Annotated in this window: 23 protein-coding genes and 2 pseudogenes; 12 read left to right on the forward strand and 13 right to left on the reverse strand. The window is 64.6% G+C overall.

What is annotated here, in order from left to right; genetic code table 11:
- Positions 1 to 246: 246 nt before the first annotated feature.
- Positions 247 to 1,077: an undecaprenyl-diphosphate phosphatase gene (locus tag IX761_RS16760; RefSeq protein WP_194790686.1), complete on the forward strand. Its 831-nt coding sequence runs from the start codon at positions 247 to 249 to the stop codon at positions 1,075 to 1,077.
- Positions 1,078 to 1,085: 8 nt separating this feature from the next.
- Positions 1,086 to 1,499 carry a DUF1294 domain-containing protein gene (locus IX761_RS16765; protein WP_194790718.1) on the forward strand — a complete coding sequence of 138 codons (414 nt, stop codon included), beginning with the start codon at positions 1,086 to 1,088 and terminating at the stop codon, positions 1,497 to 1,499.
- A gap of 79 nt (positions 1,500 to 1,578) precedes the next feature.
- Here IX761_RS16765 and IX761_RS16770 read toward each other — a convergent pair whose 3' ends face one another.
- Positions 1,579 to 1,941 (reverse strand): MmcQ/YjbR family DNA-binding protein, encoded by a 363-nt coding sequence (locus tag IX761_RS16770; protein ID WP_194790687.1) that lies wholly within the window; start codon positions 1,939 to 1,941, stop codon positions 1,579 to 1,581.
- The gene (locus tag IX761_RS16775; protein WP_194790688.1) at positions 1,934 to 2,836 is read right to left on the reverse strand and encodes a LysR substrate-binding domain-containing protein; all 903 of its coding nucleotides are present in this window, start codon (positions 2,834 to 2,836) and stop codon (positions 1,934 to 1,936) included. Before IX761_RS16775 ends, IX761_RS16770 begins: the two co-directional genes overlap by 8 nt.
- A 134-nt stretch (positions 2,837 to 2,970) precedes the next feature.
- On the opposite strand from IX761_RS16775, the gene IX761_RS16780 reads away from it, so the two are divergent.
- Together IX761_RS16780 and IX761_RS16785 are read left to right on the forward strand one after the other, a co-directional pair.
- Complete coding sequence (locus IX761_RS16780; RefSeq protein WP_194790689.1) at positions 2,971 to 3,582, forward strand: FMN-dependent NADH-azoreductase; 612 nt, start codon at positions 2,971 to 2,973, stop codon at positions 3,580 to 3,582.
- Positions 3,583 to 3,717: 135 nt separating this feature from the next.
- Entirely contained in the window at positions 3,718 to 4,767 is a 1,050-nt protein-coding gene (locus IX761_RS16785) for an alpha/beta hydrolase family protein (protein ID WP_194790690.1), read from the forward strand.
- Here the strand turns inward: IX761_RS16785 and IX761_RS16790 are convergent.
- The 3 genes and pseudogenes from IX761_RS16790 to IX761_RS27410 form a co-directional block, all read right to left on the reverse strand.
- On the reverse strand, positions 4,726 to 5,907 hold the full coding sequence (locus IX761_RS16790; RefSeq protein ID WP_194790691.1) for an MFS transporter: 1,182 nt from the start codon (positions 5,905 to 5,907) through the stop codon (positions 4,726 to 4,728). The two genes, IX761_RS16785 and IX761_RS16790, sit on opposite strands and share 42 nt — an antisense overlap.
- A gap of 379 nt (positions 5,908 to 6,286) precedes the next feature.
- A complete protein-coding gene (locus tag IX761_RS16795) occupies positions 6,287 to 7,873 on the reverse strand; it encodes an ABC-F family ATPase (RefSeq protein WP_194790692.1) in 1,587 nt (528 codons plus the stop codon).
- A 32-nt stretch (positions 7,874 to 7,905) separates the two neighbouring features.
- Positions 7,906 to 8,255: pseudogene (locus IX761_RS27410) on the reverse strand (integrase).
- Positions 8,256 to 8,321: 66 nt separating this feature from the next.
- On the opposite strand from IX761_RS27410, the gene IX761_RS16800 reads away from it, so the two are divergent.
- From IX761_RS16800 to IX761_RS16815, 4 genes are all read left to right on the forward strand, one after another.
- The gene (locus IX761_RS16800; RefSeq protein ID WP_194790693.1) at positions 8,322 to 8,615 is read left to right on the forward strand and encodes a hypothetical protein; all 294 of its coding nucleotides are present in this window, start codon (positions 8,322 to 8,324) and stop codon (positions 8,613 to 8,615) included.
- A 124-nt stretch (positions 8,616 to 8,739) separates the two neighbouring features.
- Entirely contained in the window at positions 8,740 to 9,165 is a 426-nt protein-coding gene (locus IX761_RS16805) for a hypothetical protein (protein WP_194790694.1), read from the forward strand.
- Between the two features lie 203 nt (positions 9,166 to 9,368).
- Positions 9,369 to 9,749, forward strand: a complete 381-nt coding sequence (locus IX761_RS16810; protein WP_416366793.1) for a hypothetical protein — start codon at positions 9,369 to 9,371, stop codon at positions 9,747 to 9,749.
- Between the two features lie 112 nt (positions 9,750 to 9,861).
- On the forward strand, positions 9,862 to 10,281 hold the full coding sequence (locus IX761_RS16815) for an RDD family protein (RefSeq protein ID WP_194790695.1): 420 nt from the start codon (positions 9,862 to 9,864) through the stop codon (positions 10,279 to 10,281).
- Between the two features lie 15 nt (positions 10,282 to 10,296).
- Here IX761_RS16815 and IX761_RS16820 read toward each other — a convergent pair whose 3' ends face one another.
- On the reverse strand, positions 10,297 to 11,532 hold the full coding sequence (locus IX761_RS16820; RefSeq protein WP_194790696.1) for an NADH:flavin oxidoreductase/NADH oxidase family protein: 1,236 nt from the start codon (positions 11,530 to 11,532) through the stop codon (positions 10,297 to 10,299).
- Between the two features lie 150 nt (positions 11,533 to 11,682).
- On the opposite strand from IX761_RS16820, the gene IX761_RS16825 reads away from it, so the two are divergent.
- Positions 11,683 to 12,183, forward strand: coding sequence for a methylated-DNA--[protein]-cysteine S-methyltransferase (locus IX761_RS16825; protein WP_194790697.1), 501 nt, complete (start codon positions 11,683 to 11,685; stop codon positions 12,181 to 12,183).
- On the opposite strand, the gene IX761_RS16830 is transcribed toward IX761_RS16825, so the two are convergent.
- Both IX761_RS16830 and IX761_RS16835 read right to left on the reverse strand, forming a co-directional pair.
- Positions 12,184 to 12,426 carry a hypothetical protein gene (locus tag IX761_RS16830; protein ID WP_194790698.1) on the reverse strand — a complete coding sequence of 81 codons (243 nt, stop codon included), beginning with the start codon at positions 12,424 to 12,426 and terminating at the stop codon, positions 12,184 to 12,186.
- A 126-nt stretch (positions 12,427 to 12,552) separates the two neighbouring features.
- Positions 12,553 to 13,065 (reverse strand): DUF3016 domain-containing protein, encoded by a 513-nt coding sequence (locus tag IX761_RS16835; protein ID WP_194790699.1) that lies wholly within the window; start codon positions 13,063 to 13,065, stop codon positions 12,553 to 12,555.
- A gap of 75 nt (positions 13,066 to 13,140) precedes the next feature.
- On the opposite strand from IX761_RS16835, the pseudogene IX761_RS16840 reads away from it, so the two are divergent.
- Positions 13,141 to 13,854 (forward strand): annotated as a pseudogene (locus IX761_RS16840) (metallophosphoesterase); the annotation flags it as partial.
- Here IX761_RS16840 and IX761_RS16845 read toward each other — a convergent pair.
- Together IX761_RS16845 and IX761_RS16850 are read right to left on the reverse strand one after the other, a co-directional pair.
- On the reverse strand, positions 13,814 to 14,434 hold the full coding sequence (locus IX761_RS16845) for a LysE family translocator (RefSeq protein WP_228533637.1): 621 nt from the start codon (positions 14,432 to 14,434) through the stop codon (positions 13,814 to 13,816). The pseudogene IX761_RS16840 and the gene IX761_RS16845 sit on opposite strands and share 41 nt — an antisense overlap.
- 356 nt (positions 14,435 to 14,790) lie before the next feature.
- The gene (locus IX761_RS16850) at positions 14,791 to 15,627 is read right to left on the reverse strand and encodes an AraC family transcriptional regulator (RefSeq protein WP_194790701.1); all 837 of its coding nucleotides are present in this window, start codon (positions 15,625 to 15,627) and stop codon (positions 14,791 to 14,793) included.
- Positions 15,628 to 15,748: 121 nt separating this feature from the next.
- On the opposite strand from IX761_RS16850, the gene IX761_RS16855 reads away from it, so the two are divergent.
- Complete coding sequence (locus tag IX761_RS16855) at positions 15,749 to 16,372, forward strand: LysE family translocator (protein ID WP_194790702.1); 624 nt, start codon at positions 15,749 to 15,751, stop codon at positions 16,370 to 16,372.
- Between the two features lie 158 nt (positions 16,373 to 16,530).
- Here IX761_RS16855 and IX761_RS16860 read toward each other — a convergent pair whose 3' ends face one another.
- The 3 genes from IX761_RS16860 to IX761_RS16870 form a co-directional block, all read right to left on the reverse strand.
- Positions 16,531 to 18,999, reverse strand: a complete 2,469-nt coding sequence (locus IX761_RS16860) for an autotransporter outer membrane beta-barrel domain-containing protein (protein ID WP_194790703.1) — start codon at positions 18,997 to 18,999, stop codon at positions 16,531 to 16,533.
- 98 nt (positions 19,000 to 19,097) lie between these two features.
- Positions 19,098 to 19,373, reverse strand: coding sequence for a peptidylprolyl isomerase (locus IX761_RS16865; protein ID WP_008095636.1), 276 nt, complete (start codon positions 19,371 to 19,373; stop codon positions 19,098 to 19,100).
- 131 nt (positions 19,374 to 19,504) lie between these two features.
- Positions 19,505 to 19,834, reverse strand: coding sequence for a hypothetical protein (locus IX761_RS16870; protein ID WP_194790704.1), 330 nt, complete (start codon positions 19,832 to 19,834; stop codon positions 19,505 to 19,507).
- Between the two features lie 226 nt (positions 19,835 to 20,060).
- Here IX761_RS16870 and IX761_RS16875 point away from each other — a divergent pair, with 226 nt between their 5' ends.
- Positions 20,061 to 20,642, forward strand: a complete 582-nt coding sequence (locus tag IX761_RS16875) for a flavin reductase family protein (RefSeq protein ID WP_194790705.1) — start codon at positions 20,061 to 20,063, stop codon at positions 20,640 to 20,642.
- Position 20,643: the final 1 nt, after the last annotated feature.

Here is a 20,643-nt window from a genome sequence, read left to right on the forward strand (position 1 = left end):
GCCGCTGGCCCCCACCCGACCAACGGCTAATGTGTCTAGCGTGACAATCCGTGTTGCGGTGACGCAGGTGTTGCAACAACGGCTCTGTTAGGATCTCGGCCGCGTCAGATGAAACCTTTAGGCCATTGAACGTTTCAGCTGGCGTTACCCCAGGCGATCGCTGTAAAACGGCGTCGCCGTGCGCGGTAACTGTCTGTAAATCAAAAACAAGTGGCCTGCCATGAGCAGCGCCGCACTGGGGGAATGATGGATTTTTGGAGTGCCTTGCAGGCAATCATCTTGGGCGTGGTCGAAGGCCTGACGGAGTTCTTGCCGATTTCAAGCACCGGGCACCAGATCATCGTCGCCGATCTGATCGGTTTCGGCGGCGAACGCGCCATGGCGTTCAACATCATCATTCAGCTGGGGGCAATCCTGGCGGTGGTCTGGGAGTTCCGCCGCAAGATCTTCGATGTGGTACTGGGCTTGACTACGCAAGCGCCGGCGCGGCGCTTCACCGCCAACCTGCTGATCGCCTTCATGCCCGCAGTGGTACTGGGGGTGCTGTTCGCCGACCTGATCCACGAGTACCTGTTCAATCCCATCACCGTCGCCGCGGCGTTGGTGGTCGGCGGGGTGATCATGCTCTGGGCGGAACGTCGCCAGCACCGTATCGAGGTCGATCATGTGGATGAGATGAGCTGGCACCACGCGCTGAAGATCGGTTTCGTCCAGTGCCTGGCGATGATCCCCGGCACTTCGCGTTCCGGCTCGACCATCATTGGTGGCCTGCTGTTCGGTCTGTCGCGCAAGGCAGCCACCGAGTTCTCGTTCTTCCTGGCCATGCCGACCATGGTCGGTGCGGCGGTGTACTCGGGCTACAAGTACCGTGAGCTGTTCCAGCCGGGCGACCTGCCGGTGTTCGCCCTGGGCTTCGTGGTGTCGTTCATCTTCGCCATGATCGCCGTGCGCGCGCTGCTCAAGTTCATCGCCAACCACAGCTACGCGGTGTTCGCCTGGTACCGCATTGCCTTTGGCCTGCTGATTCTCGCCACCTGGGAGTTCGGTTGGGTCGACTGGTCGACGGCGCACGGCTGATGGCGCGCATGCCGGCTGCGAGCCGTGGTGAGGTTCAGGGCGTTCGCCATCCTCGCCTGAAATTGCTGGTGTTGGCTGGGCTGTGCTTGCTGCCGTTACTGGGTGGCCTGCAGATGGGCTTGAGCGGGCAGTCGTGGCTGCCGCTGGCGCTGTACCCCCTGGCGAGCCTGGTGAGCCTGCTGCTGTACTGGCAGGACAAGCAGCAGGCGCGCAACCAGGCCTGGCGCACGCCGGAGAAGGTGCTGCATGCCAGCGAACTGCTGGGTGGTTGGCCAGGGGCGCTGCTGGCTCAGCAACTGTTCCGCCACAAGACTCGCAAGCTGTCCTACCAGGTGGTGTTCTGGAGCATTGTCGCCCTGCACCAGCTGTTCTGGATCGACCACCTGCTGCTGGGAGGGCGTTGGTTGGGGCAGTTGCTGTAGGTCGCCATCGCGGGGCAAGCCCGCTCCCACACCGCCCCCTGTGGTTTGCGTGGGAGCGGGCTTGCCCCGCGACGCTGAGTCAGTCCAGCAACAACCCTAGCTGCGTGCGCTTGGGCAAGCGCTGTACCACCAATTGGTGTGACCGCCTCAGCAAATCGCACAGCTCTTCGCGCCCCATGGGGTAGGGCGGCAGCATGCTGATCCACTTTGCCCTTGCCAGGTACGGCGCCGGGCGCACACCCGGGCGGTCGCAGTAGCCCAGGAACAACTCGTCGGCCACCTTGAACGACAGGCCGGCCCCTCCCAGGTCCAGCACCGCGAACATCTTGTTGCCGGCCACCGAGAACACCCGGATCCCGCCCCATTTGTAATCTTCCCTGGCGCCAGGCAGGTTCAGGCAGAACTGTGCCACCTCGTCTTCGCTCATCCGTTTCTCAGACATAACGCTCTCCACAGGCTTCGAACGATGCAGCCAGGTGGTCGATCCATACCCGCACCGCCGGCAGCAGGCCGCGGCGATGAGGATAGACCGCTTGCAGGTAGCCGCCTGGCAGCGACCAGTCCGGCAACAGGCGCACCAGCTCACCGCGTGCCAGTTCTTCCTCACAGAACATGCTGGGTAGCGCGGTGAAGCCCAGGCCTGCGCGCACCGCCGCATTGCGTACGACAAAATCGTCTATGGCCAGCCGTGGCTCCAGGGCAATCTCTTGTTCCCGGCCATCCGGGCCATGCAGGCGAAAATGCACCAGGCGATCCGCCTCGGCGGCGCCCAGCACGGGCAAACCGGCCAGCTCGGCAGGTTCGCGGATATGGTCGGCAAAGCCCGGCGCTGCCACCAGTTGCATCTGCGCCTGGCGCAGGCGGCGGGTAACCAGTGCTGGGTCTTCGTCGCCCAGGTCGCGCACGCGCAGGGCCACATCGATGCCTTCGGAAATCAGGTCGACGCGGCGGTTGAGCAGCACCATGTCCAGTTGCACCAGCGGGTATTGGGCGAGGAAACGGCTGATCACGTCGGGCAGGAAGGCATGGGCCAGCGCCACCGGGCAGGACACCCGCAGGCGCCCGCGGGGTTCGCTGGACATGCTGGCCACCACTTCATCGGCCATCTCCGCCTCCAGCAGCATGGCCTGGCAGTGGTGCAGGTAACGCTCACCCACGGCGGTCAGCTTCAACTGCCGGGTGGTGCGTTGCAGCAGGCGTGTGCCAAGGCGCTCCTCGAGCTCGGCGATCCGCCGCGACAGCCTTGACTTGGGGATGCCCAGCTGGCGCCCGGCGGCGGCGAAACCACCGGCTTCGACCACCTGGGCGAAGTAGAACAGGTCGTTGAGGTCTTGCATGTGGCGAATTCCATTGTCCCATCAGTGGAACAAACTAACGCATTTTTGCCGGCTTATCAGCCATTCGCTGTATCGATAGGATTCTCCCCATCGTGATCGCCCACCGCCGCGGTCTTCATTCACAGGAGAGTCCCATGAAACTGTTGCACATCGATTCGAGCATCCTGGGCGACAATTCCGCCTCCCGCCAACTGAGCCGCGAAGTGGTGCAGGCCTGGCAAGCCGCCGACCCAAGCATCGAAGTGGTGTACCGTGACTTGGCCGCTGACGCCATCAGCCACTTCTCTGCCGCCACCCTGGTGGCCGCCGGTACTCCAGAAACAATGCGCGATGCCGCCCAAGCCCATGAAGCCAAACTGAGCGCCGAAACCCTGGAAGAATTCCTTGCTGCCGATGCGGTAGTGATTGGCGCGCCGATGTACAACTTCACCGTGCCGACCCAGCTCAAGGCCTGGATCGACCGCGTCGCCGTCGCCGGCCAGACCTTCCGCTACACCGAGGCCGGCCCTGAAGGCTTGTGCGGCGACAAGAAGGTGATCCTGGTGTCCACCGCCGGTGGCCTGCACCAAGGCCAGCCGACCGGTGTCGGCCATGAGGACTTCCTCAAGGTCTTCCTCGGCTTCATCGGCATCACCGACCTGGAAATCGTCCGTGCCCACGGCTTGGCCTACGGCCCTGAGCACCGCGCCAAAGCCATCGACGCCGCCCAGGCGCAGATTGCTGGCGAGCTGTTCGCCGCCGCCTGATCCGCCCGGTAATAAAAGGCCGGCTGTCGCCTAGTGCGTCAGCCGGCCTTTTTTTCATTCAGTTTTCATAAAGCGCCTGGGCGCCCGGTTCTATGCTGACGGCTTACGTGCGGCCCGATGCGAGCGCCTTCCTGCATGAACAGATGGCGAACCCTGATCACCCTTGTCCTGCTCGGCGGCCTGATGGCCCAGGCCGAAGCGGCATCGTGGGTGGCCGGGCTGCATCGCATGGGTTTGGCCGACCCGGTGGATGGCCGGCCCATGCAGGCGCTGGTGTTCTACCCCAGCAGTGGTGACGCCCGCCCGGTGCGCATCGAGGGGTACCAGACCCGCGTCGCTGAAGAAGCCCCCGTCGCCATGGGGCGGTTCCCGTTGCTGGTGCTGTCCCATGGCAACGTCGGCAGCCCCATGGCCCTGCATGACCTGGCCAACGGCCTGGCGCGCCAGGGGTTTGTGGTGGTCGCCGTGGTGCACCCCGGCGACAACAACCGCGACCACAGCCGCCTGGGCACGTTGAGCAACCTCTATGGCAGGCCATTGCAGATCAGCGCAGCGATTACCGCGGTGCATGGCGACAAGTTGGTCGGCCCCTATCTGAGTGATGGCAAAGTCGGGGTGATAGGCTATTCGGCCGGTGGCGAGACGGCGCTGATCCTGTCTGGCGCCCAGCCCGACCTTGAGCGCTTGCGCCGCTATTGCGAGCAACGCCCCGGCGACGCCGATGCCTGCAAGACCCATGGCGTGCTGATTGCCGATCACAGTGAGCTGGCACCTCGCGCCGACCCGCGCGTAGGGGCGGTAATGCTGATGGCGCCACTGAGCCTGATGTTCGGCCGCCATGCTCTGGCCGGTGTGCACGTGCCCGCGCTGATCTACAGTGGCGACGCCGACCAGTTGCTGGCCCTGGAGCACAATGCCGACGCGCTGGCGCGCAAGCTGCCGCTGACCCCGGACTACCGGTTGCTCGCCGGGGCTGGGCACTTCGTGTTTATGGCGCCCTGCGATGAGGAGCAGCACCAGCGCATGCCGGCGCTGTGCAAGGATGCCGATGGCGTCGATCGCCGGATCATCCATCGTTCGCTGCGTAGCGAAACCACGGCCTTCTTCAGCCAGGCGCTGGGCGTCCCCGAACCCGCCGAACGCTCAGCCGCGCTGGGCCAGCAGCAGGGTCAGGCCCACCCCTGACAGGGCGAGCAGGGCGGCAACCGCGAAGATCGAGGCATAACCCAAGTGCACCGCCACCGCCCCCATCAGTGGGCCGGCGATGGCCAGCGCCAGGTCGAAGAATACGGCATAGGCACCCAGCCCGGCGCCGCGGCTGCTGCTGGGTACCTGGCGGATCGCCTCGACGCCCAGCGCCGGGTACACAAGCGACAGGCCGAAGCCGGTCAGCCCCGCACCGAGCATTGCCCACAGCGGTGAAGGCGCCAGCCACAGCAGGGTCAGCCCCAGCACTTCGGTGGCCATGCAGGCAATCGCCACGTTGTAGCCGCCAAAACGGTTGACTGCATTGACGAACAGCAGCCGCGAAAGAATGAAGCACAGGCCGAAGGCGCTCAGGCACCAGGCCGCGCCGGCCCAGCCACGCTCCAGGTAATAAAGCGTGACGAAGGTGGTGAGCGTGCCGTAGCCGATAGAGGCCAGGGTCAGCCCCAGGCCACAGGGCGCCACACGGCCGAACGCCGACCAGAATGGCAGGCGCTCGCCCCGCACCACCAGCACGTCCGGCCGTGTGCGCAGTGCCAACAGCGCCAGTAGCGCCAGTACCAACAGCGCCACGCCCAGCACACCAAAGCCCAGGGCCTGTACCAGCAGCACCCCTGCCGGTGCGCCGATGGCGATGGCGCCATAGGAGGCGATGCCGTTCCAGGAGATCACCCGCGCGGTGTGCTCCGGGCCCACCTGGCCGATGCCCCAGCTCAGGGTCGCCACGCCGATCAACCCCTGGGCGACGCCCAGCAACAGGCGCCCGCCCAGCAACAGCAGCAGGCTCAGCCAGGGCAGGGCGAGGGTCCAGGCCGAGAGCAGGGTGAGCACGCCACAGCCGGCAATACCGTACAGCCCGTAGCGAATTGCCCGTTTGCCACCAAGGGTGTCGGCCACCCGCCCGGCGAAGGGCCGGCTGAGTAGGGTGGCGAGGTATTGCAGGCCGATGGTCAGGCCGGCGATCACCGCGCCGTAGCCCAGCTGGTCGTGGACATGGCCGGGCAGTACCGCGATCGGCAAACCGATGCAGAGGAAGGCGATGAAGGTGTAGAAAACGATGGCGAGGATCTGTTGGGTGATCCCAGGGACGGTAGCAGGGGCGGGTTGTTGCGCGGTCATGGGCTGGTTCGCGGGTAGGCGGTGGGGCGTACCGGCATCATGGCCGTTGCGTGGGGTAAAAGGAAGCAGGCTAACGAATTATTCGACGGGTTTGCTCAAGCTGAAGGTTTTCGTTGTGGAATTCGCGGCTAAAGCCGCTCCCACCCAAAGCCTTGCATGGCCCGTGTAGGAGCGGCCTTGTGTCGCGAAAGGGGTGCGCAGCGCCCCCAGGTTCTCGAGTACGCCCAGGATCGCCGGGGCCGCTCTGCGGCCCATTCCGACCGGTCCGGCGCCCCGGCAAGGCCGCTCCTACAGGTGATGTGCAAACTTCAGGGTGGGAGCGGCTTTAGCCGCGAATGGGCCGGTCAGTCACCTGCGGTGATCAGGCCGGCCCCGTCATTCAGACCACCACGCCCTGGCTGCGCAGGTAGTCGTCGTAGGTGCCGCTGAAGTCCACCACGCCCTCGGGGGTCAACTCGATGATGCGGGTAGCCAGCGACGACACGAACTCACGGTCGTGGCTGACGAACAGCAGGGTGCCTGGGTAGTTTTCCAGGGCCAGGTTCAGCGCCTCGATCGATTCCATGTCCAGGTGGTTGGTCGGTTCGTCCATCACCAGCACGTTGGGCTTTTGCAGGATCAGCTTGCCGAACAGCATGCGGCCCTGTTCGCCACCGGAAATCACCTTCACCGACTTGAGGATTTCGTCGTTGGAGAACAGCATGCGCCCGAGGGTGCCGCGGATCACCTGCTCGCCGCTGGTCCACTGGCCCATCCAGTCGAACAGGGTCACGTCGTCCTCGAAGTCGTGGGCATGGTCCTGGGCGTAGTAGCCCACTTCAGCGCTGTCGGTCCACTTCACTTCGCCCTTGTCCGGGGTCATTTCACCGACCAGGGTGCGCAGCAGGGTGGTCTTGCCGATACCGTTGGGGCCGATGATCGCCACGCGCTCGCCGGCTTCGATGGTGAAGCTGAAGTCCTTGAACAGCACCTTGTCGTCGAAGGCCTTGGCCATTTTCTCGACCATCACGGCCTGGCGGTGCAGCTTCTTGGTTTGTTCGAAGCGAATGAACGGGCTGACCCGGCTCGAAGGCTTGACCTCGGCCAGCTGGATCTTGTCGATCTGCTTGGCGCGCGAGGTGGCCTGCTTGGCTTTCGAGGCGTTGGCCGAGAAGCGGCTGACGAAGGTCTGCAGCTCGGCGATCTGGGCTTTCTTCTTGGCGTTGTCCGACAGCAACTGCTCGCGCGATTGGGTGGCGGCAGTCATGTATTCGTCGTAGTTGCCCGGGAACAGGCGCAGCTCACCGTAGTCCAGGTCGGCCATGTGGGTGCAGACGCTGTTGAGGAAGTGACGGTCGTGGGAAATGATGATCATGGTGCTGTTGCGCGCCGTGAGAATCGTTTCCAGCCAGCGGATGGTGTTGATGTCAAGGTGGTTGGTCGGTTCGTCGAGCAGCAGCACGTCCGGGTCGGAGAACAGCGCCTGGGCCAGCAGCACACGCAGCTTCCAGCCTGGGGCGACTTCGCTCATCGGGCCGAAGTGCTGTTCCAGGGGGATGCCCAGGCCCAGCAGCAGTTCGCCGGCGCGGGATTCGGCGGTGTAGCCGTCCATCTCGGCGAACTCGGTCTCAAGCTCGGCGACGGCCATGCCGTCTTCTTCGGTCATCTCTGGCAGCGAGTAGATGCGGTCGCGCTCAGCCTTGACCTTCCACAGCTGCTCATGGCCCATGATCACGGTGTCGATCACGGTGAATTCTTCGTAGGCGAACTGGTCCTGGCGCAGCTTGCCCAGGCGGGTGTTCGGCTCGAGCATCACCTGGCCGCCGGACGGCTCGAGGTCGCTGCCGAGGATCTTCATGAAGGTCGACTTGCCGCAGCCGTTGGCGCCGATCAGGCCGTAGCGGTTGCCGTTGTTGAATTTGACCGAGACGTTCTCGAACAGCGGCTTGGAGCCGAACTGCATGGTGATGTTGGCGGTAGAAATCAAGTGCGTGTCCTGCGGGGGTTCCAGAGGTGTATTTAGGCCCTCTCGTCAGTTTTGGGCCAATCTTGGGCCAATTCGACTCGGGGCGGCAGCTTCTCCAGCTCCCTCCAGTCCGAGGAGGAGCTGATCCATTTCGCGTAGGTAGAGGGCAACATCTCGACGCTATGGCCGAGCTGGTTCGCGATGAACGCTTCGGTTCATCCCAGCCATCAGGCACAGGGTTGCGTAGGTGTGGCGGGTGTCGTACTGCCGGCGTTCACGGATGTCCAGCGCCTTGAGCGCTGATTTGAAGGGGCGGATTGTAACACTTGGTTCGTCGAACCACAGCTTTCGTTTGCTCGGCTGGAACACAAAGGGGATTGTGCGGAGGTCGGCTTGAAGCCATTCGCAGCAGATCGGCCAGCCGCCGCGCTACGCTGGTAGTACAAACGCCGCAGGTGAGCGCCATAAGATGATCCTGGTCAGGGCTTTGATATTTTCCGCCGCGTGGGTCGCGTTTGCCTTTGGTTTTGTTGCTTGGCTGATGAAACGAGACGACACCGCGGGGTTCTGGTTGTTCGGGCTGTTTGCGTATCCGCTGATCCTGGCGGTTTTCCTGTTGTCCGAGTGGTGGCTTGCTGGCGGCACTTCGCGCGTACGCCATCCTTGGTGGACGCTCGCCGGTCAATGTCTTGCAGGGATGTGCCTCTATCCCGCCTGCACATGGATAGTCAGTTGGGTTGGAGCCGCTTTCGGCTTCTTTTAGAGAGATGCATCGCCGAGCGGCTCCTCTGCGCGTTGCTGTGCCGGCCGCTTCGTCAGCGGAGCATCGTCCGGTAAACTGTGCCGGTTGGCTGGATTGGCCAGCCATGGACTCAAGATCTGGAACTATGGACACAAGCGCACCTCAGGTACGGAACCCCTCACGCCCGGCGCTGGTCACCTTTGCGGTGATCTACTGCCTGCTCCTCACACTCAAGATTGCCTACTGGCTTGTCAGCGAAGGCTGGGCACTGGCTCGGATGGGCGATATCGCGCTGATCATGCTGCTGCCACCGGCACTGACCTGCATGTTGTTGGTCACCGGCGGTTTGCTGCTATGGGGACGTAGCGCAAAATCCTCGTGGTGCCTGTTGGGCGCTTTGCTGCTGGGGCTGACGCTGATCCCGATCATGCTGCCGGAGATTTTCCGCGTGCCGGCCAGCCTGTACCCACAGGTTGCCTGGTATGTGCTGCCTGCCACGCTGCAGGCGGCCCTGCTGGTAGCCATTTGGGTATACAGCCTGCGGTTGCGCCGATCGGCTTACTTCAAGTAGTCAGCCAGCAACGAAAAGCCCAGCCCCGTGCTGGGCTTTTTGCATTTTGATGCAAATACGCGTCGGGCCTGGCCAACATAGCGAACCGGCATAACAGGAGGGCGGCGCGAAGGCTAACCTTTTCAATCGTGAGCTGACTACTAAAAAGGGTGGTAGCGGTCCGTCACTTGCCTGGCTCTGCCAATGGGGTGATCGGAGGTTGTATGAGGCGCTCGATTGAACCGTCCCGGCCGTTCGTACGCGGCTTGCTGATGGCCCTTGCCACGGGTGCAGTGCTGGTGGGCTGCGCGCATGATCCTGACATCCGCGCAGGGCATGACAATACCTTTGGTGCCACCGCCAAAGCGCCGCCGGAGTACCTGGGTTGCGTGAAGGGCGAATTGCCTGCCTCGGCCAAGGTATTCATGGTGGAGAACCAGGGCAGCCACGAGCTGTACGTGCAGAGCACCGACCCGAACAAGGCCGATGGGCTGGTCAAGGTCACGGGCTCCGGTGGTCAGCATCAGTATTCTGCCTATCAGCGCGATGCCTGGTATGACCATGGCCGGTTGCTCGATGCAGCATTGATGTGCGCCAGGACCTGAGTGCCACCCTCGCGCCTAGTCAAATTGGCTGGGCGCGAGAGGCTGAAATGGGCTAAACCCCGCCGTCACTTTGCCGATAGAGGGGTTCAACCTTTTTCAGTGGAATGGATCCATGGACACCCTCGACGCGCCGCCCGCCTACCAGAAACCCAACAACCTTGCTGGCCTGGGCCGCCGCTGGGGTGGGCAAATGATCGATGTACTGGTCACCTACGCCCTGTTCTTCGTCAGTGTCAGGCTGGTGGACTTCCTGCACATCCCCGGGGACGCTGGCGCCTTGCTTGCGGTGGGCGTGCCATTGGCCTATTACCTGTTCTCCGATGCCCTGCCCAACGGCCAGAGCGTTGGCAAGAAGCTGCTGGGGATGTGTGTGATCGATGAGCGCAGCTACCTGAACTGCAACATCGCGCAATCGTTCGTGCGCAACATCACCACGCCGTTCCTGAGCATCTTCGACTGGATCTTCATCTTCTTCGGCTCGCGCAAGCGCCTGGGCGACATGCTGGCCAACACCATCGTTATCCGTACCTGATACGCAACGGCAAGCTCAACCAACCCGCTGTGCCATCAGCTGCCGGTAACGCCGCGTGCGGCGCAGGGTGCTCCACTGCTCCAGCAGCAGGGCCCGCAGCGGTGAGGCTTGTGGGTTGGGCTGGGCACCGCCGGCGAGCCTGCGCATCTGCAACTTGACCAGCGCCATGTAGGCCAGCGCGGCAAACGCCTTGCGCTTCCAGCGGATCGGCGGCAGCTCGGCACTGGCACCGACCTCGCCCACGCGCCAGCGCCGGGGCAGGGCGGGGTCGACGGCCAGCGCGGTGGCGATACCGGCCATGGCCACGCCATTGGCGAGCACCTTCTCGACGATGGGCAGGCGGCGGATGCCGCCCGTCACCATCACCGGCATTCGCGCGATGGCGGCGATCTCGCTGGCGAACTCGAGGAAGTAGGCCTCCCGGGCCAGGGTGCGGCCATCCCGGGCGTCGCCCTGCATGGCGGGGGCCTCGTAGCTGCCGCCCGACAGCTCGACCAGGTCCACGGCCAGTTCATTGAGCCACAGCACCACCTGGCGGGCGTCGGCGGGCTCGAAGCCGCCGCGTTGGAAGTCTGCCGAGTTGAGTTTCACCGCCACGCAGAAGCCAGGCGAGACTGCCCCGCGCACGGCCTTGGCCACTTCCAGCAATAGCCGCGCACGGTTTTCCAGGCTGCCGCCCCAGCGGTCCTGGCGCTGGTTGGTCAATGGCGAGAGGAACTGGCTGAGCAGGTAGCCGTGCGCTGCGTGGATCTGTACACCGCTGAAACCGGCCTGTTCGGCCAGCGCAGCGGTGCGGGCGAAGCGCTGGATCAATTCTTCGATGCCGGCTTCGTCCAGCGCCCGGGGCGGGGCGAACAGCTTCGATAACCCGCCCATCTCCAGGGCGACGGCCGAGGGCGCGACCGTGGGCTGGCCGAGGTTGGCCTGCATCTGCCGCCCTGGGTGATTGATCTGCATCCAAAACTGCGCGCCATGAGAACGGCCAATGCGTGCCCACTGTGTAAAGCGTTGCAGCGATTGGCCGTCATCGAGTACCACACCACCCGGGCCGGTCATCGCCCGTGGGTCGATCATCACGTTGCCGGTCAGCAGCAAACCCGCGCCACCCTCGGCCCAGGCCTGGTACAGGCGCAGCAGCTCGTCCGACGGGGTCTGGTCGGGATTGGCCAGGTTCTCTTCCATGGCCGCCTTGGCGATGCGGTTGGGGATCAGGCTGCCGTTGGGCAGGTTCAGGGGCTGGAATGGGGTCATGCGGCTCTCCGGGTTACGGCGCGGGGGTGATGGAGAGCAGGCTAAGCTTGAAGCCAACTTCAAGGTCAATAGGTGATGCGCAAGAAAGCGGATGCGCGGTGCGGGTGCGATGGGTACAGTGCTCGGGTCGATGACTTGTCGGAGCCTGTCATGTCCTGCGCCTTTACCCTGATGCAATCCCCCGTCGGTACGCTGACCCTGGTGGCCCGGGGCGACTGCCTGGCGGCCGTGCTGTGGGAGCAGGAGCGGGAAAACCGCGTGCGCCTGGGCGAGCTGCACCGCGATGACCGGCACCCGGTGCTGCAGGAGACCGCACGCCAGCTGGGTGAGTATTTCAACGGCCAGCGTCGTCGGTTCGAGCTTGCCCTGGACTTTGCCGGCACCGACTTTCAGCGCCAGGTGTGGGCGGCGCTGTTGAGCATCCCCTTCGGCGAGACCCGCAGCTACAGCGATATCGCCCGGCAGATCGGCAACCCTGACGCAGTGCGGGCGGTGGGGGCGGCCAATGGGCGCAACCCGATCTCGATCATCGCACCGTGCCACCGGGTGATCGGCGCCTCGGGCAGCCTGACCGGTTTCGCCGGCGGGCTGGCGGCCAAGCAGTACCTGTTGGCGCTGGAAGGGCGCCAGAGCCTGGCGCTGGCATTCTGATCAGCCCAGCCAGGCGCATAGCACTGCCAACAACAAGGTCAGCAGGCTGCCGATGAACAGGCTGTAGTGACGATGCGCGCGCCGCGCATGTTGCTCGACTTCACGCAGATAGTGGCCAGGCGAGGGGACATCCGGTCGATGGCGCAGGCCCTCGACAAGATCGGCCAGACGACCGCGGATCAGCAGGCCTATGAGGTAGTAGCTGGACGCATAGCTGGCCAGCGTCAGTAAAAGATACTTCATGCCGCCCGGGCTCCGGGCTTGCTGCAGATTGTCACGAAGGCTCCATCCCTGGCGCAGATTTGAACGCGCAGGATACCCCCAGTCACGGCGCCCGCGCCAGCGATCGGTCCGGCCGTACGCAGCCGTTCAGCTGTGCGATGGCGGGGCGAAGCGCTGGCGGAACCAGTCGGTGAGCATGGCTTTCTCGGCGTACAACCGGTCGCTGCTGGCCTGGCGGCCCGGGCGGCTCAAGTACATCTTGTCGCTGACATGCTCCTTGGCCTGCCGTGGTGGCTGGCCGGGTTGGTTGAGCGTATAGCTGAGGTCGATGCTCGGCCAGGTGATGTCACGCAGGTAGCGCACATCGTAGGCACGGCTGTGCCAGGGCTCGAAACGCCCGGCCAGGTCAATGTCGCGGATGTCGATGACCAGTTGCTGGCCGGGTTGCAGGTAGCGCTGGCCGAGCTTGTGCAAGTGGTCGGTGAGCGCTTTCATCACCTCGGCATCGGCGCCGCGCTCATAGCCGGTGCTGGCCAGGCTGGCATCGCGGAATTGCTCGGGGTGGTCGAAATGCACCTCGACCTGTGCGGCCGGGGAGCCCTGTGCCATGCTGTCAAAAGCCAGCACCATCAGTACGGCACAGGCTAGGGTGGTACGCATGATGCACCTCGGGGTGCGGGTGGGTTGCCTGCCTATTTTACGCCGGTGCCGGCGTTGTAGCAGAGGGATGACGCAATGAGCCGTTTTCGGCGGATAGCCGCCAACCCCCACGGGCGCGACCTGGCCGTGGGTGATATCCATGGGCATTTCCAGCGCTTGCAACAGGTGCTCGATGAGGTGGGCTTCAACCCCGCTCACGACCGCCTGTTCAGTGTCGGTGACCTGGTTGACCGTGGGCCCTGCAGCCAGCAGGCCCTGGAGTGGCTTGAGCAGCCCTGGTTCCATGCGGTGCAGGGCAATCACGAGGCATTGGCCATCAGCCACCGCTACGGGGGGCGGGTAGACCTGGACATGTACCGTTCGGCCGGCGGAGGCTGGTTCATCGATCTGCCCGAGGCGCAGCAGCAACCCTTTGTCGAGGCGTTTTTGCAAATGCCCATCGCCCTGGAGGTGCAGACTGCCGCCGGCCTGGTGGGTTTGCTGCATGCCGACAGCCCTTATCACGATTGGGCACTGCTGCGCGCAAGCCTGCTGGAAGATGACGACCCAGACGTACGCGAAGTGTGCCAGTGGTCGCGCCGGCGTTTGAGGGAGGGCGACAGCTCCTCGGTTGCAGGCCTGCGTGCGCTGCTGGTCGGGCATACGCCGCTGCTGGAGGTCAAGGTGCTGGGTAATGTCTGGCACCTCGATACTGGCGGTTGGAGCAGAGGCCGCTTCAGCCTGCTGGACCTTGCTACGCTGGCGTTGGTCAACCCCGCGCCAGATGCAGCAACACCGCACTTGCCAGCAGCATCAGCATCACCCCCGATGCCCGCTCCAGCCAGGGCAGCGCCTGGGCGAAGCGGCGCAGTACCCGACGATTGCCAATAGCCAGCGCGACCAGCAGGTCCCAGCCCAGCACGGCGGCGAACATCCAGGCGCCGTAGAGCATCTTCGACAGGGTGCTGCCACCGGCGAGCATGCTGGCCAGGCTGGCGTAGAACAGCGCGTTCTTCGGGTTGAGGATGCCCGAGATGAAGCCCATGCCAAGGTTGAGGCGCCAGCTGGCCACGGTTTTCCCGCCGTTCACCCTTCCGGGCGTCAGGCTATTGCGCCCTGCATGGCGCAGGAACAACACGCCGATGTAGATCAGGTAGGCGCAGCCCGCCAGTTGCAGGGCCATGAACAGCCCGCTGCCGGCCTGCAATGCCGAGACCCCGGTGAATGCGGCCAGGATGAACACACCATTGGCCAGGGCGATGCCCAGGCAGGCACCGCTGGCCACGCGCCAGCCGGCGCTGGCCGAGGTGCGGGCGATCAGGACGAAGTCGGGCCCGGGGGAGAGCAGGGCGAGAAAGTGGGCGGCGGCGACCAGCAGGAACTGTTCCATGGTTTGGGCTTTCTGGTGGAGGAAAGCCGCAGTCTGGCGATGGCGGGCGCGGGGGTATTGAACAATATTGCAGCGGGCGCAATGGGTGTGGGAGCAACTGTCTTGTGTTCCCTGCACTGGCCTCATCGCCGGCAAGCCGGCTCCCACCCTGAAGCTTGTACATCACCTGTAGGAGCGGCCTTGTGTCGCGAATGGGCCGCAGAGCGGCCCCAAGTTTTTGCGTTACCGCATAAATTGCCGAGGCTGCTGCGCAGCCCTTTCCGGCCGGTCCGGCGCCCCGGCAAGGCCGCTCCTACAAAAAACTGTGCAAGACAGTTGCTCCCACAGGTACAGCGCAAGTCTTGAGCGTGGCGCGGTCAGGGTGTGGCCGGTTTGCCGGCAACAGGTGCGCTGCGGTACGCCCCTGGGGTAACCCCAGCATGGGCCTTGAACACCCTTTGAAAATGACTCTGGTCGGCGAACCCCAACTGGTAGGCGACTTCGGCCAGCCCTTGGCCTTGGCGCAATAGTTCCCGCGCATGATTGACCCGCGCATTGAGCAGCCAGGCATGGGGCGTCATACCGGTGGCAGTGGTGAACGCGCGGATGAACTGATAGCGGCCTAGCCCCGCTTGTCGTGCCAGGCCGTTCAGGCTCAGCTCACCCAGGCTCAGCTGCTCGACGCACTCGATCAGCTGGCTCAGCAACGAAGGCGCCAACGCGGGTGCCGCCGGTAATGTCGGGTAGCGGCTGAAATCGTGGTCACCGATGAACCCCACCAACGCGGTTTCTTTTTCCAGTGCGGGCGCAGGGGAGAACAACAACTGATTCAGCGCGCAGAACTGCCGATAGAGTGCTGGCGAGCGCGTGATCCGCGCTGGCGCATCGGGCTCGCCCGCCGCAAGCCCGGCCTCCAGGCGCAACTGCCGCAGCCAGCCGGCATCCAGGTGCAGCATCTGGTAGCTCCAGGCTTGCCCCGGCTCTGGGTTGCAGGCATGTACCCGCTGCGCCGGCACCAGCACCAGGGTGCCGGGGGTCAGCCGTACCTGGCCTGCACCTGCGCCACTGAAGCGGCTGTAGCCGGCATCCACCGCACCAATGGAGAAAGTTGGGTGGGCATGGGCCTTGTAGCAGGCCCGGCTCTGGCAGGCGCGGCGGCTTTCGACATAGGGCAGGGCGGGGTCGTGCCAGATCTCGCGCAGAGGGTTGGGCATGGCGGGTGGCCGGAAGACTCGGGAAGGGCAGTCTACTGTTCCGGCCGATTGCCGCGCCACTGTGCTTGACGCCGGGGCTCGCGGAGCGCGACGCTGCCGCGGTCCTTGTAGGAGAAAAAGAATGGACCTGTCGAGCCTGCTGCTGTTCATCCCTGCCTGTTTTGCCCTGAACATGGCGCCGGGTCCCAACAACCTGCTGTCCCTGCACAACGCCAGCCGTTATGGCCTGCGCACCGCGTGCGTGGCCGGCGCCGGGCGCCTGCTGGCCTTCAGCGGCATGATCGCCCTGGCCGCCATGGGGCTTGCGGTGGTGCTGCACACCAGCGAATACCTGTTCCTGGCCATCAAGCTGCTGGGCGCGGGCTACCTGTTCTACATCGCCTGGCAGCTGTGGCGCGCCCCGGTAGGCGAGGCGGTGGCGGCCGGTGAGCAGCCACGCGGTGCATGGAAGCTGGCGCGCCAGGAATTCTGGGTGGCGGCAGGCAATCCGAAAGCGATTCTCATATTCACCGCCTTCCTGCCGCAGTTCGTCAGTGTGGGGGGCAGCACGCCCGTCGCCGAGCAATTCCTGCAACTGGGCGTGCTGTTCCTGCTGCTGGAGTGGGCGGCCATCGCTATCTATGCCGGGCTGGGCGCCTACCTGCAACGCTGGTTCGAACGCCCCGGCCCACGACGGGTTTTCAACCGGGTCAGTGCCTCGTTGCTGGGGTGCGCGGGGTTGGGATTGCTGGCGGCACGGCGCTAGCGTCCTGTCACGGAAATAAGCAGTTCACTTTTGGCGGCGTCTTGGGCGCCCGGCCGGCGTTGCCACTCCTCGCCATAGCCCTGCTATGACTCGTCGCGGCGCCTTGGCCGGACACCCAAGCCACTCGCCAAAAGAGAACGTATTTCCGAGACCGGACGCTAAAACTGCCAGCGTAGCCCCGCATTCACACCCCCAGCCTGCTGCTGGCGGCTGTCCAGGTTGGTGCTGTACTGCACGCCGCCGTGCAGGCTCAACGCAGCGCTCAGGCGCGTGGCCAGGCCTGCTTCGACCTGGAGCGCGGTGAAGCGGTAGTCGGTCTTGATCCTGTCGCCGCCATCGAAGGTCAGGGTGTCGCGCCCGCCATCGCCATGCCACAGGTTCGCCTCTACGTAAGGGTGCAGCGTTTGGCCAGCGCTGGCTTGGAACGTGCCTTCGAGGCGCAGCCCAATACGCCCGGTCAGCTCGAGCTGGGCGTCATGGTTGACCTGCGCCACGCTATCGCTGGCGCTGTCCAGGGTCACTTGCTGGGCAATCAGCTGGGCCTGTGGCTCCAGGAACCAGTGTGGCGAAAGCGCGAAGGGGTAGCCGCCCTCCAGCGACGCGCTCCAGGCATGGCCGTCGATATCGAGCTTGCCGCCCCGGTCGGAACGGGCACGCCCGTCGAGGACGGTGTATTGCAGCACGACGTCGAGATAGCCCTGCGCGGGGCTGACCTGCGTCCAGTAGACGCCCGCGCTTTTGCCGACCAGCTCGAGGTCGCCGACGGCTTGATCCTCGCGCGCCAGGGCGAACCCTTTGACATCGGCATCCAGCCGTCCATGGCCCAGATACAGGCCGACCTGTTGGCGGTAACCGGCCTCATCGACATCTGCATGCAGGTCGTGGCCGACCCGCCAACCATTGTTGTGACCCTCAAGACGCGGGCTTACCGTGCCGCTCCACTGCTGGCGCATATGATCGGCGTAGGCCTGGCCCCATCCGGCGCTGCCAGCACCGAAGGTGCGTTGGTCACCCTGGCGTTGGTGGAAAGTGCCCAGCGTCTGGCGAACGATGATCGCCGCCCCGCGTGGCGCCGCGGCGTACACTGGCACCTCAGGGCGGTACAACGGGATGTTGCGCCCAGGCACTGGCGAAGGTAACGGCACCTGGCCTGGGGCAGGTGCGGCTTGCGGGACTGTGACGGCGGGCGATGAGGGGGCTGGCGCCTGTGGCGACTCGGCAACAGGCGTGTCGGGCGGCGATGCAGTGGCCAGGAGGCTGCGCGGTGCGATCACTGCCGAGCGCAAGTACCAGTTGTTTTCGCTGCCAGCCTCGAGGCCTCCGCGAAAAAGCCGGTAGTCATAGGCCCCGGCGGACAGGACCTGGCCCTGGACGAAATTGCCGGCATCGCTGACGGCACCATCACGCGCCTCGACCACCAGGATGCCGTTACCCTGGGTGGCCGCACCGGTGCCACCGAGGTTGTCGACCAGCAGCTGTGTATGGCCGCCGATGCTGCCTTGGCTGACCACCAGGCGGTCGGACGCTGCATCGTCGTCCGCCAGCACACTGTTCAGGTGCAGGTTGCCATTGTCGCCGTTGTAGTGGCCGGCAATGGTCAGTCGACCACGGGCGTCGTTGCCGCCGCGCAGGTCTATGGTGCCGGCGTTTTCCAGCACGGCGGGCTGGCCATTGGCTGAGGCGACGACGCTGCCCTGGCGCGAGACCAGCGTGCTTTGGGCATCGATGAGCACAGTGCCGGCCCCACTGCCTGGATCGCCCAGGCGCAGGGTGTCGTCAAGGTCGAGGCGGCTGCCCTCGCTCAACGCGATACGCTCCCAGTTGATCAACCGCGCGCCACCGCTGGCATGGCTGCCAAGCAATGTGAGGGTGTCGATGCCGGTGCCGCCATCGAGGGGTATGGATGCAGCATCACCGCTCAAGCCTGCCAGCCGCGCCGTATCGTTGCCCGGGCCAAGGTCGACACGCCCGCCGATACGTCCGCCATCCCAGCTGAACAGGTCGTTGCCGGTACTGAGCAGTACATCGCCGCCGATCCGCCCGCCGTGGATCAGCACCTGGTCATCACCGCCGCTGACACTGATATTACCGCCCACCGTGCCATCGAAGACCTCGACATGGTCTTTGTCGAAGGCGCTGACGATATTCCGGTCGATGCTGCCGCCACGCAGGATGAAGACATTCTGGTCCAGGCGCATGTTGACGCTGCCGATGCGCCCGCCGTCCATCTCGGCATGGTCGCCACTGTCGAACGTGCCTTTGATCCAGCCACCCGTCATGCGGAAGGTGTCGAGGCCGTCACCCTGGTTGAGGTCACCCTGGATGATGCCGCCGCTCATGCTGAAGTGGTCGGAACCGGTGCCCTGGTCGACATCGCCGCCGATGCTGCCCGAGGCCATGTCGACACGATCGTCGCCGGCGCCGAAGATGACGTCGCCGCTGATCGCGCCGCTACCGCCAGCGGGTAGCGTCAGGCGGTTATCGCCACTGAGATCGACCAGCGACGTTGCCTCGCCGCTGTCGCAGTGGTAGGCATCGTCGCCCGCTCCTGGGATGAAAGCACAGGCGGCCCAGGCATCGGCCATGGCCAACAGGGGGGTGAAAGCCAGCAACAGACGCATATGCATCCCCGACATCTCCGCACAACACCTGGTTGAGATGTACAGAGATCAAGGTCCGACGCACAACTGGCAAAACTGTCAGGTGGCCAAGGGCCGCTACGGGTTCAGTCGCGGTAGAAGGTCTGGACCAGGTGATAACCGAACTTGCTCTTGATCGGCCCATGCACCACGCGCAGGGGCTTTTTGAAAATCACCTGGTCAATGGCGCCCACCAGTTGCCCGGGGCGCACTTCACCCAGGTCGCCGCCACGTTTGCCGGAAGGGCAGGTGGAGAACTTCTTGGCCAGCACGTCGAAGGCTTCGCCGTTGGCGATGCGCTGCTTGAGCTTTTCGGCTTCGTCAGCGGTCTTGACCAGGATGTGGCGGGCTTGGGCTTTCATGGGGATACCTGTGCTACGGGGTGAAAAAGGGCGCCATTATGCCTGATCAGCTACCCAGCGTTGCACAATCGCTGCAGCAGCGGCCCTTTTGCGACACAAGGCCGCTTCTGCAGGCAAGACCCGCAGCAAAGTCACAGGCGGGCAGTGCTGATGGTGATGTAACCTTTTTCGGGCAGGTCGATGTGAATCACGGTCTCGTCCTCGGGCGTTTTGCGTTTCTGCCGGATGTTCACCCCATCGAAAGCGGCCGCGCGCATGCGCTCAGGGATGGCGCGACCGTGTTCGTCGAAGAACGCTTCGCTGGCCAAAAGCTCGACGCGCTCGATCAATTGGCGAGTGTGCTCGTCGGTGGCGCAAAAGAAGCGCACGCCGGAGAGGTGGCGGTTGTCATCAGGGTTGCTGACCTCGTGAGCCAGCAACTGGCGCAGGGTGTGTTGCAGGGCATGGGTAGGGCTTGGCATGGCAGGGCCTCGTCTGGAGGGGGCGGGCCGCAGGGCGCGGCGGTGACGACATCCAGGTCCGATCTTGTTTTTTGCCAGGGGGCAGGGGGAAGCAGGCAGATTCCTGTCAGCCCTTAGGAAGTTTCCTAAATTACTGGAAGGGGTGGGGTAGTGACTTGATCCGGGTCAGCCTGTTGCCCAAGACATGGCTGCGGCACAATGGCACGCCCTGCGTATCGAGAACCCCATGAACAGCCATTTCCAGCCCGTCGACCTGAAGAAAGCCTATCGCCTGCTCAACCATGGCCCCACCGTGCTTGTCTCGGCCAGCCACGCGGGTGTCGACAATGTCATGGCCGCGGCTTGGGCCTGCGCGCTGGACTTCGACCCGCCCAAGGTCACCGTGGTCCTGGACAAGAGTGCCCGTACCCGGCAGTTGGTGGAGGGCAGTGGCTGGTTCGTGTTGCAGGTGCCCAATGCCGCCCAGGCGCGGCTCACCCACCAGGTCGGCAACCAGAGCCTGTTCGACCAGCCCGACAAGCTGGCGCGCATCGGCGTCGAACTGGCCCGGGTCGAGGGCTTCGCGGCGCCGTTGGTCAATGGCTGCTCGGCCTGGCTGATGTGCCGGGTGATAGACGAGCCGCACAATCAGCAAACCTACGACCTGTTCATCGGCGAAGTGGTCGCCGCCTGGGCCGATGACCGGGTGTTCCGCGACGGGCACTGGGCCTACGAGCATGCCGACCCGGACTGGCGCAGCCTGCATTACGTGGCCGGCGGGCATTTCTATGCCATCGGCGAGCCGTTGATCATCGACCAGGACGATTGAG

The sequence above is a fragment of the Pseudomonas sp. UFMG81 genome, assembly GCF_015354575.1.
Classification (GTDB): domain Bacteria; phylum Pseudomonadota; class Gammaproteobacteria; order Pseudomonadales; family Pseudomonadaceae; genus Aquipseudomonas.

Excerpts from the sequence above, each read along its gene's own strand:
- IX761_RS16760 (WP_194790686.1), top strand. The coding sequence starts at position 247 with ATGGATTTTTGGAGTGCCTTGCAGGCAATCATCTTGGGCGTGGTCGAA.
- IX761_RS16765 (WP_194790718.1), top strand. The coding sequence starts at position 1,086 with ATGCCGGCTGCGAGCCGTGGTGAGGTTCAGGGCGTTCGCCATCCTCGC.
- IX761_RS16770 (WP_194790687.1), bottom strand. The coding sequence starts at position 1,941 with ATGTCTGAGAAACGGATGAGCGAAGACGAGGTGGCACAGTTCTGCCTG.
- IX761_RS16775 (WP_194790688.1), bottom strand. The coding sequence starts at position 2,836 with ATGCAAGACCTCAACGACCTGTTCTACTTCGCCCAGGTGGTCGAAGCC.
- IX761_RS16780 (WP_194790689.1), top strand. The coding sequence starts at position 2,971 with ATGAAACTGTTGCACATCGATTCGAGCATCCTGGGCGACAATTCCGCC.
- IX761_RS16785 (WP_194790690.1), top strand. The coding sequence starts at position 3,718 with ATGAACAGATGGCGAACCCTGATCACCCTTGTCCTGCTCGGCGGCCTG.
- IX761_RS16790 (WP_194790691.1), bottom strand. The coding sequence starts at position 5,907 with ATGACCGCGCAACAACCCGCCCCTGCTACCGTCCCTGGGATCACCCAA.
- IX761_RS16800 (WP_194790693.1), top strand. The coding sequence starts at position 8,322 with ATGATCCTGGTCAGGGCTTTGATATTTTCCGCCGCGTGGGTCGCGTTT.
- IX761_RS16805 (WP_194790694.1), top strand. The coding sequence starts at position 8,740 with ATGGACACAAGCGCACCTCAGGTACGGAACCCCTCACGCCCGGCGCTG.
- IX761_RS16810 (WP_416366793.1), top strand. The coding sequence starts at position 9,369 with ATGAGGCGCTCGATTGAACCGTCCCGGCCGTTCGTACGCGGCTTGCTG.
- IX761_RS16815 (WP_194790695.1), top strand. The coding sequence starts at position 9,862 with ATGGACACCCTCGACGCGCCGCCCGCCTACCAGAAACCCAACAACCTT.
- IX761_RS16820 (WP_194790696.1), bottom strand. The coding sequence starts at position 11,532 with ATGACCCCATTCCAGCCCCTGAACCTGCCCAACGGCAGCCTGATCCCC.
- IX761_RS16825 (WP_194790697.1), top strand. The coding sequence starts at position 11,683 with ATGTCCTGCGCCTTTACCCTGATGCAATCCCCCGTCGGTACGCTGACC.
- IX761_RS16830 (WP_194790698.1), bottom strand. The coding sequence starts at position 12,426 with ATGAAGTATCTTTTACTGACGCTGGCCAGCTATGCGTCCAGCTACTAC.
- IX761_RS16835 (WP_194790699.1), bottom strand. The coding sequence starts at position 13,065 with ATGCGTACCACCCTAGCCTGTGCCGTACTGATGGTGCTGGCTTTTGAC.
- IX761_RS16845 (WP_228533637.1), bottom strand. The coding sequence starts at position 14,434 with ATGGAACAGTTCCTGCTGGTCGCCGCCGCCCACTTTCTCGCCCTGCTC.
- IX761_RS16850 (WP_194790701.1), bottom strand. The coding sequence starts at position 15,627 with ATGCCCAACCCTCTGCGCGAGATCTGGCACGACCCCGCCCTGCCCTAT.
- IX761_RS16855 (WP_194790702.1), top strand. The coding sequence starts at position 15,749 with ATGGACCTGTCGAGCCTGCTGCTGTTCATCCCTGCCTGTTTTGCCCTG.
- IX761_RS16860 (WP_194790703.1), bottom strand. The coding sequence starts at position 18,999 with ATGCATATGCGTCTGTTGCTGGCTTTCACCCCCCTGTTGGCCATGGCC.
- IX761_RS16865 (WP_008095636.1), bottom strand. The coding sequence starts at position 19,373 with ATGAAAGCCCAAGCCCGCCACATCCTGGTCAAGACCGCTGACGAAGCC.
- IX761_RS16870 (WP_194790704.1), bottom strand. The coding sequence starts at position 19,834 with ATGCCAAGCCCTACCCATGCCCTGCAACACACCCTGCGCCAGTTGCTG.
- IX761_RS16875 (WP_194790705.1), top strand. The coding sequence starts at position 20,061 with ATGAACAGCCATTTCCAGCCCGTCGACCTGAAGAAAGCCTATCGCCTG.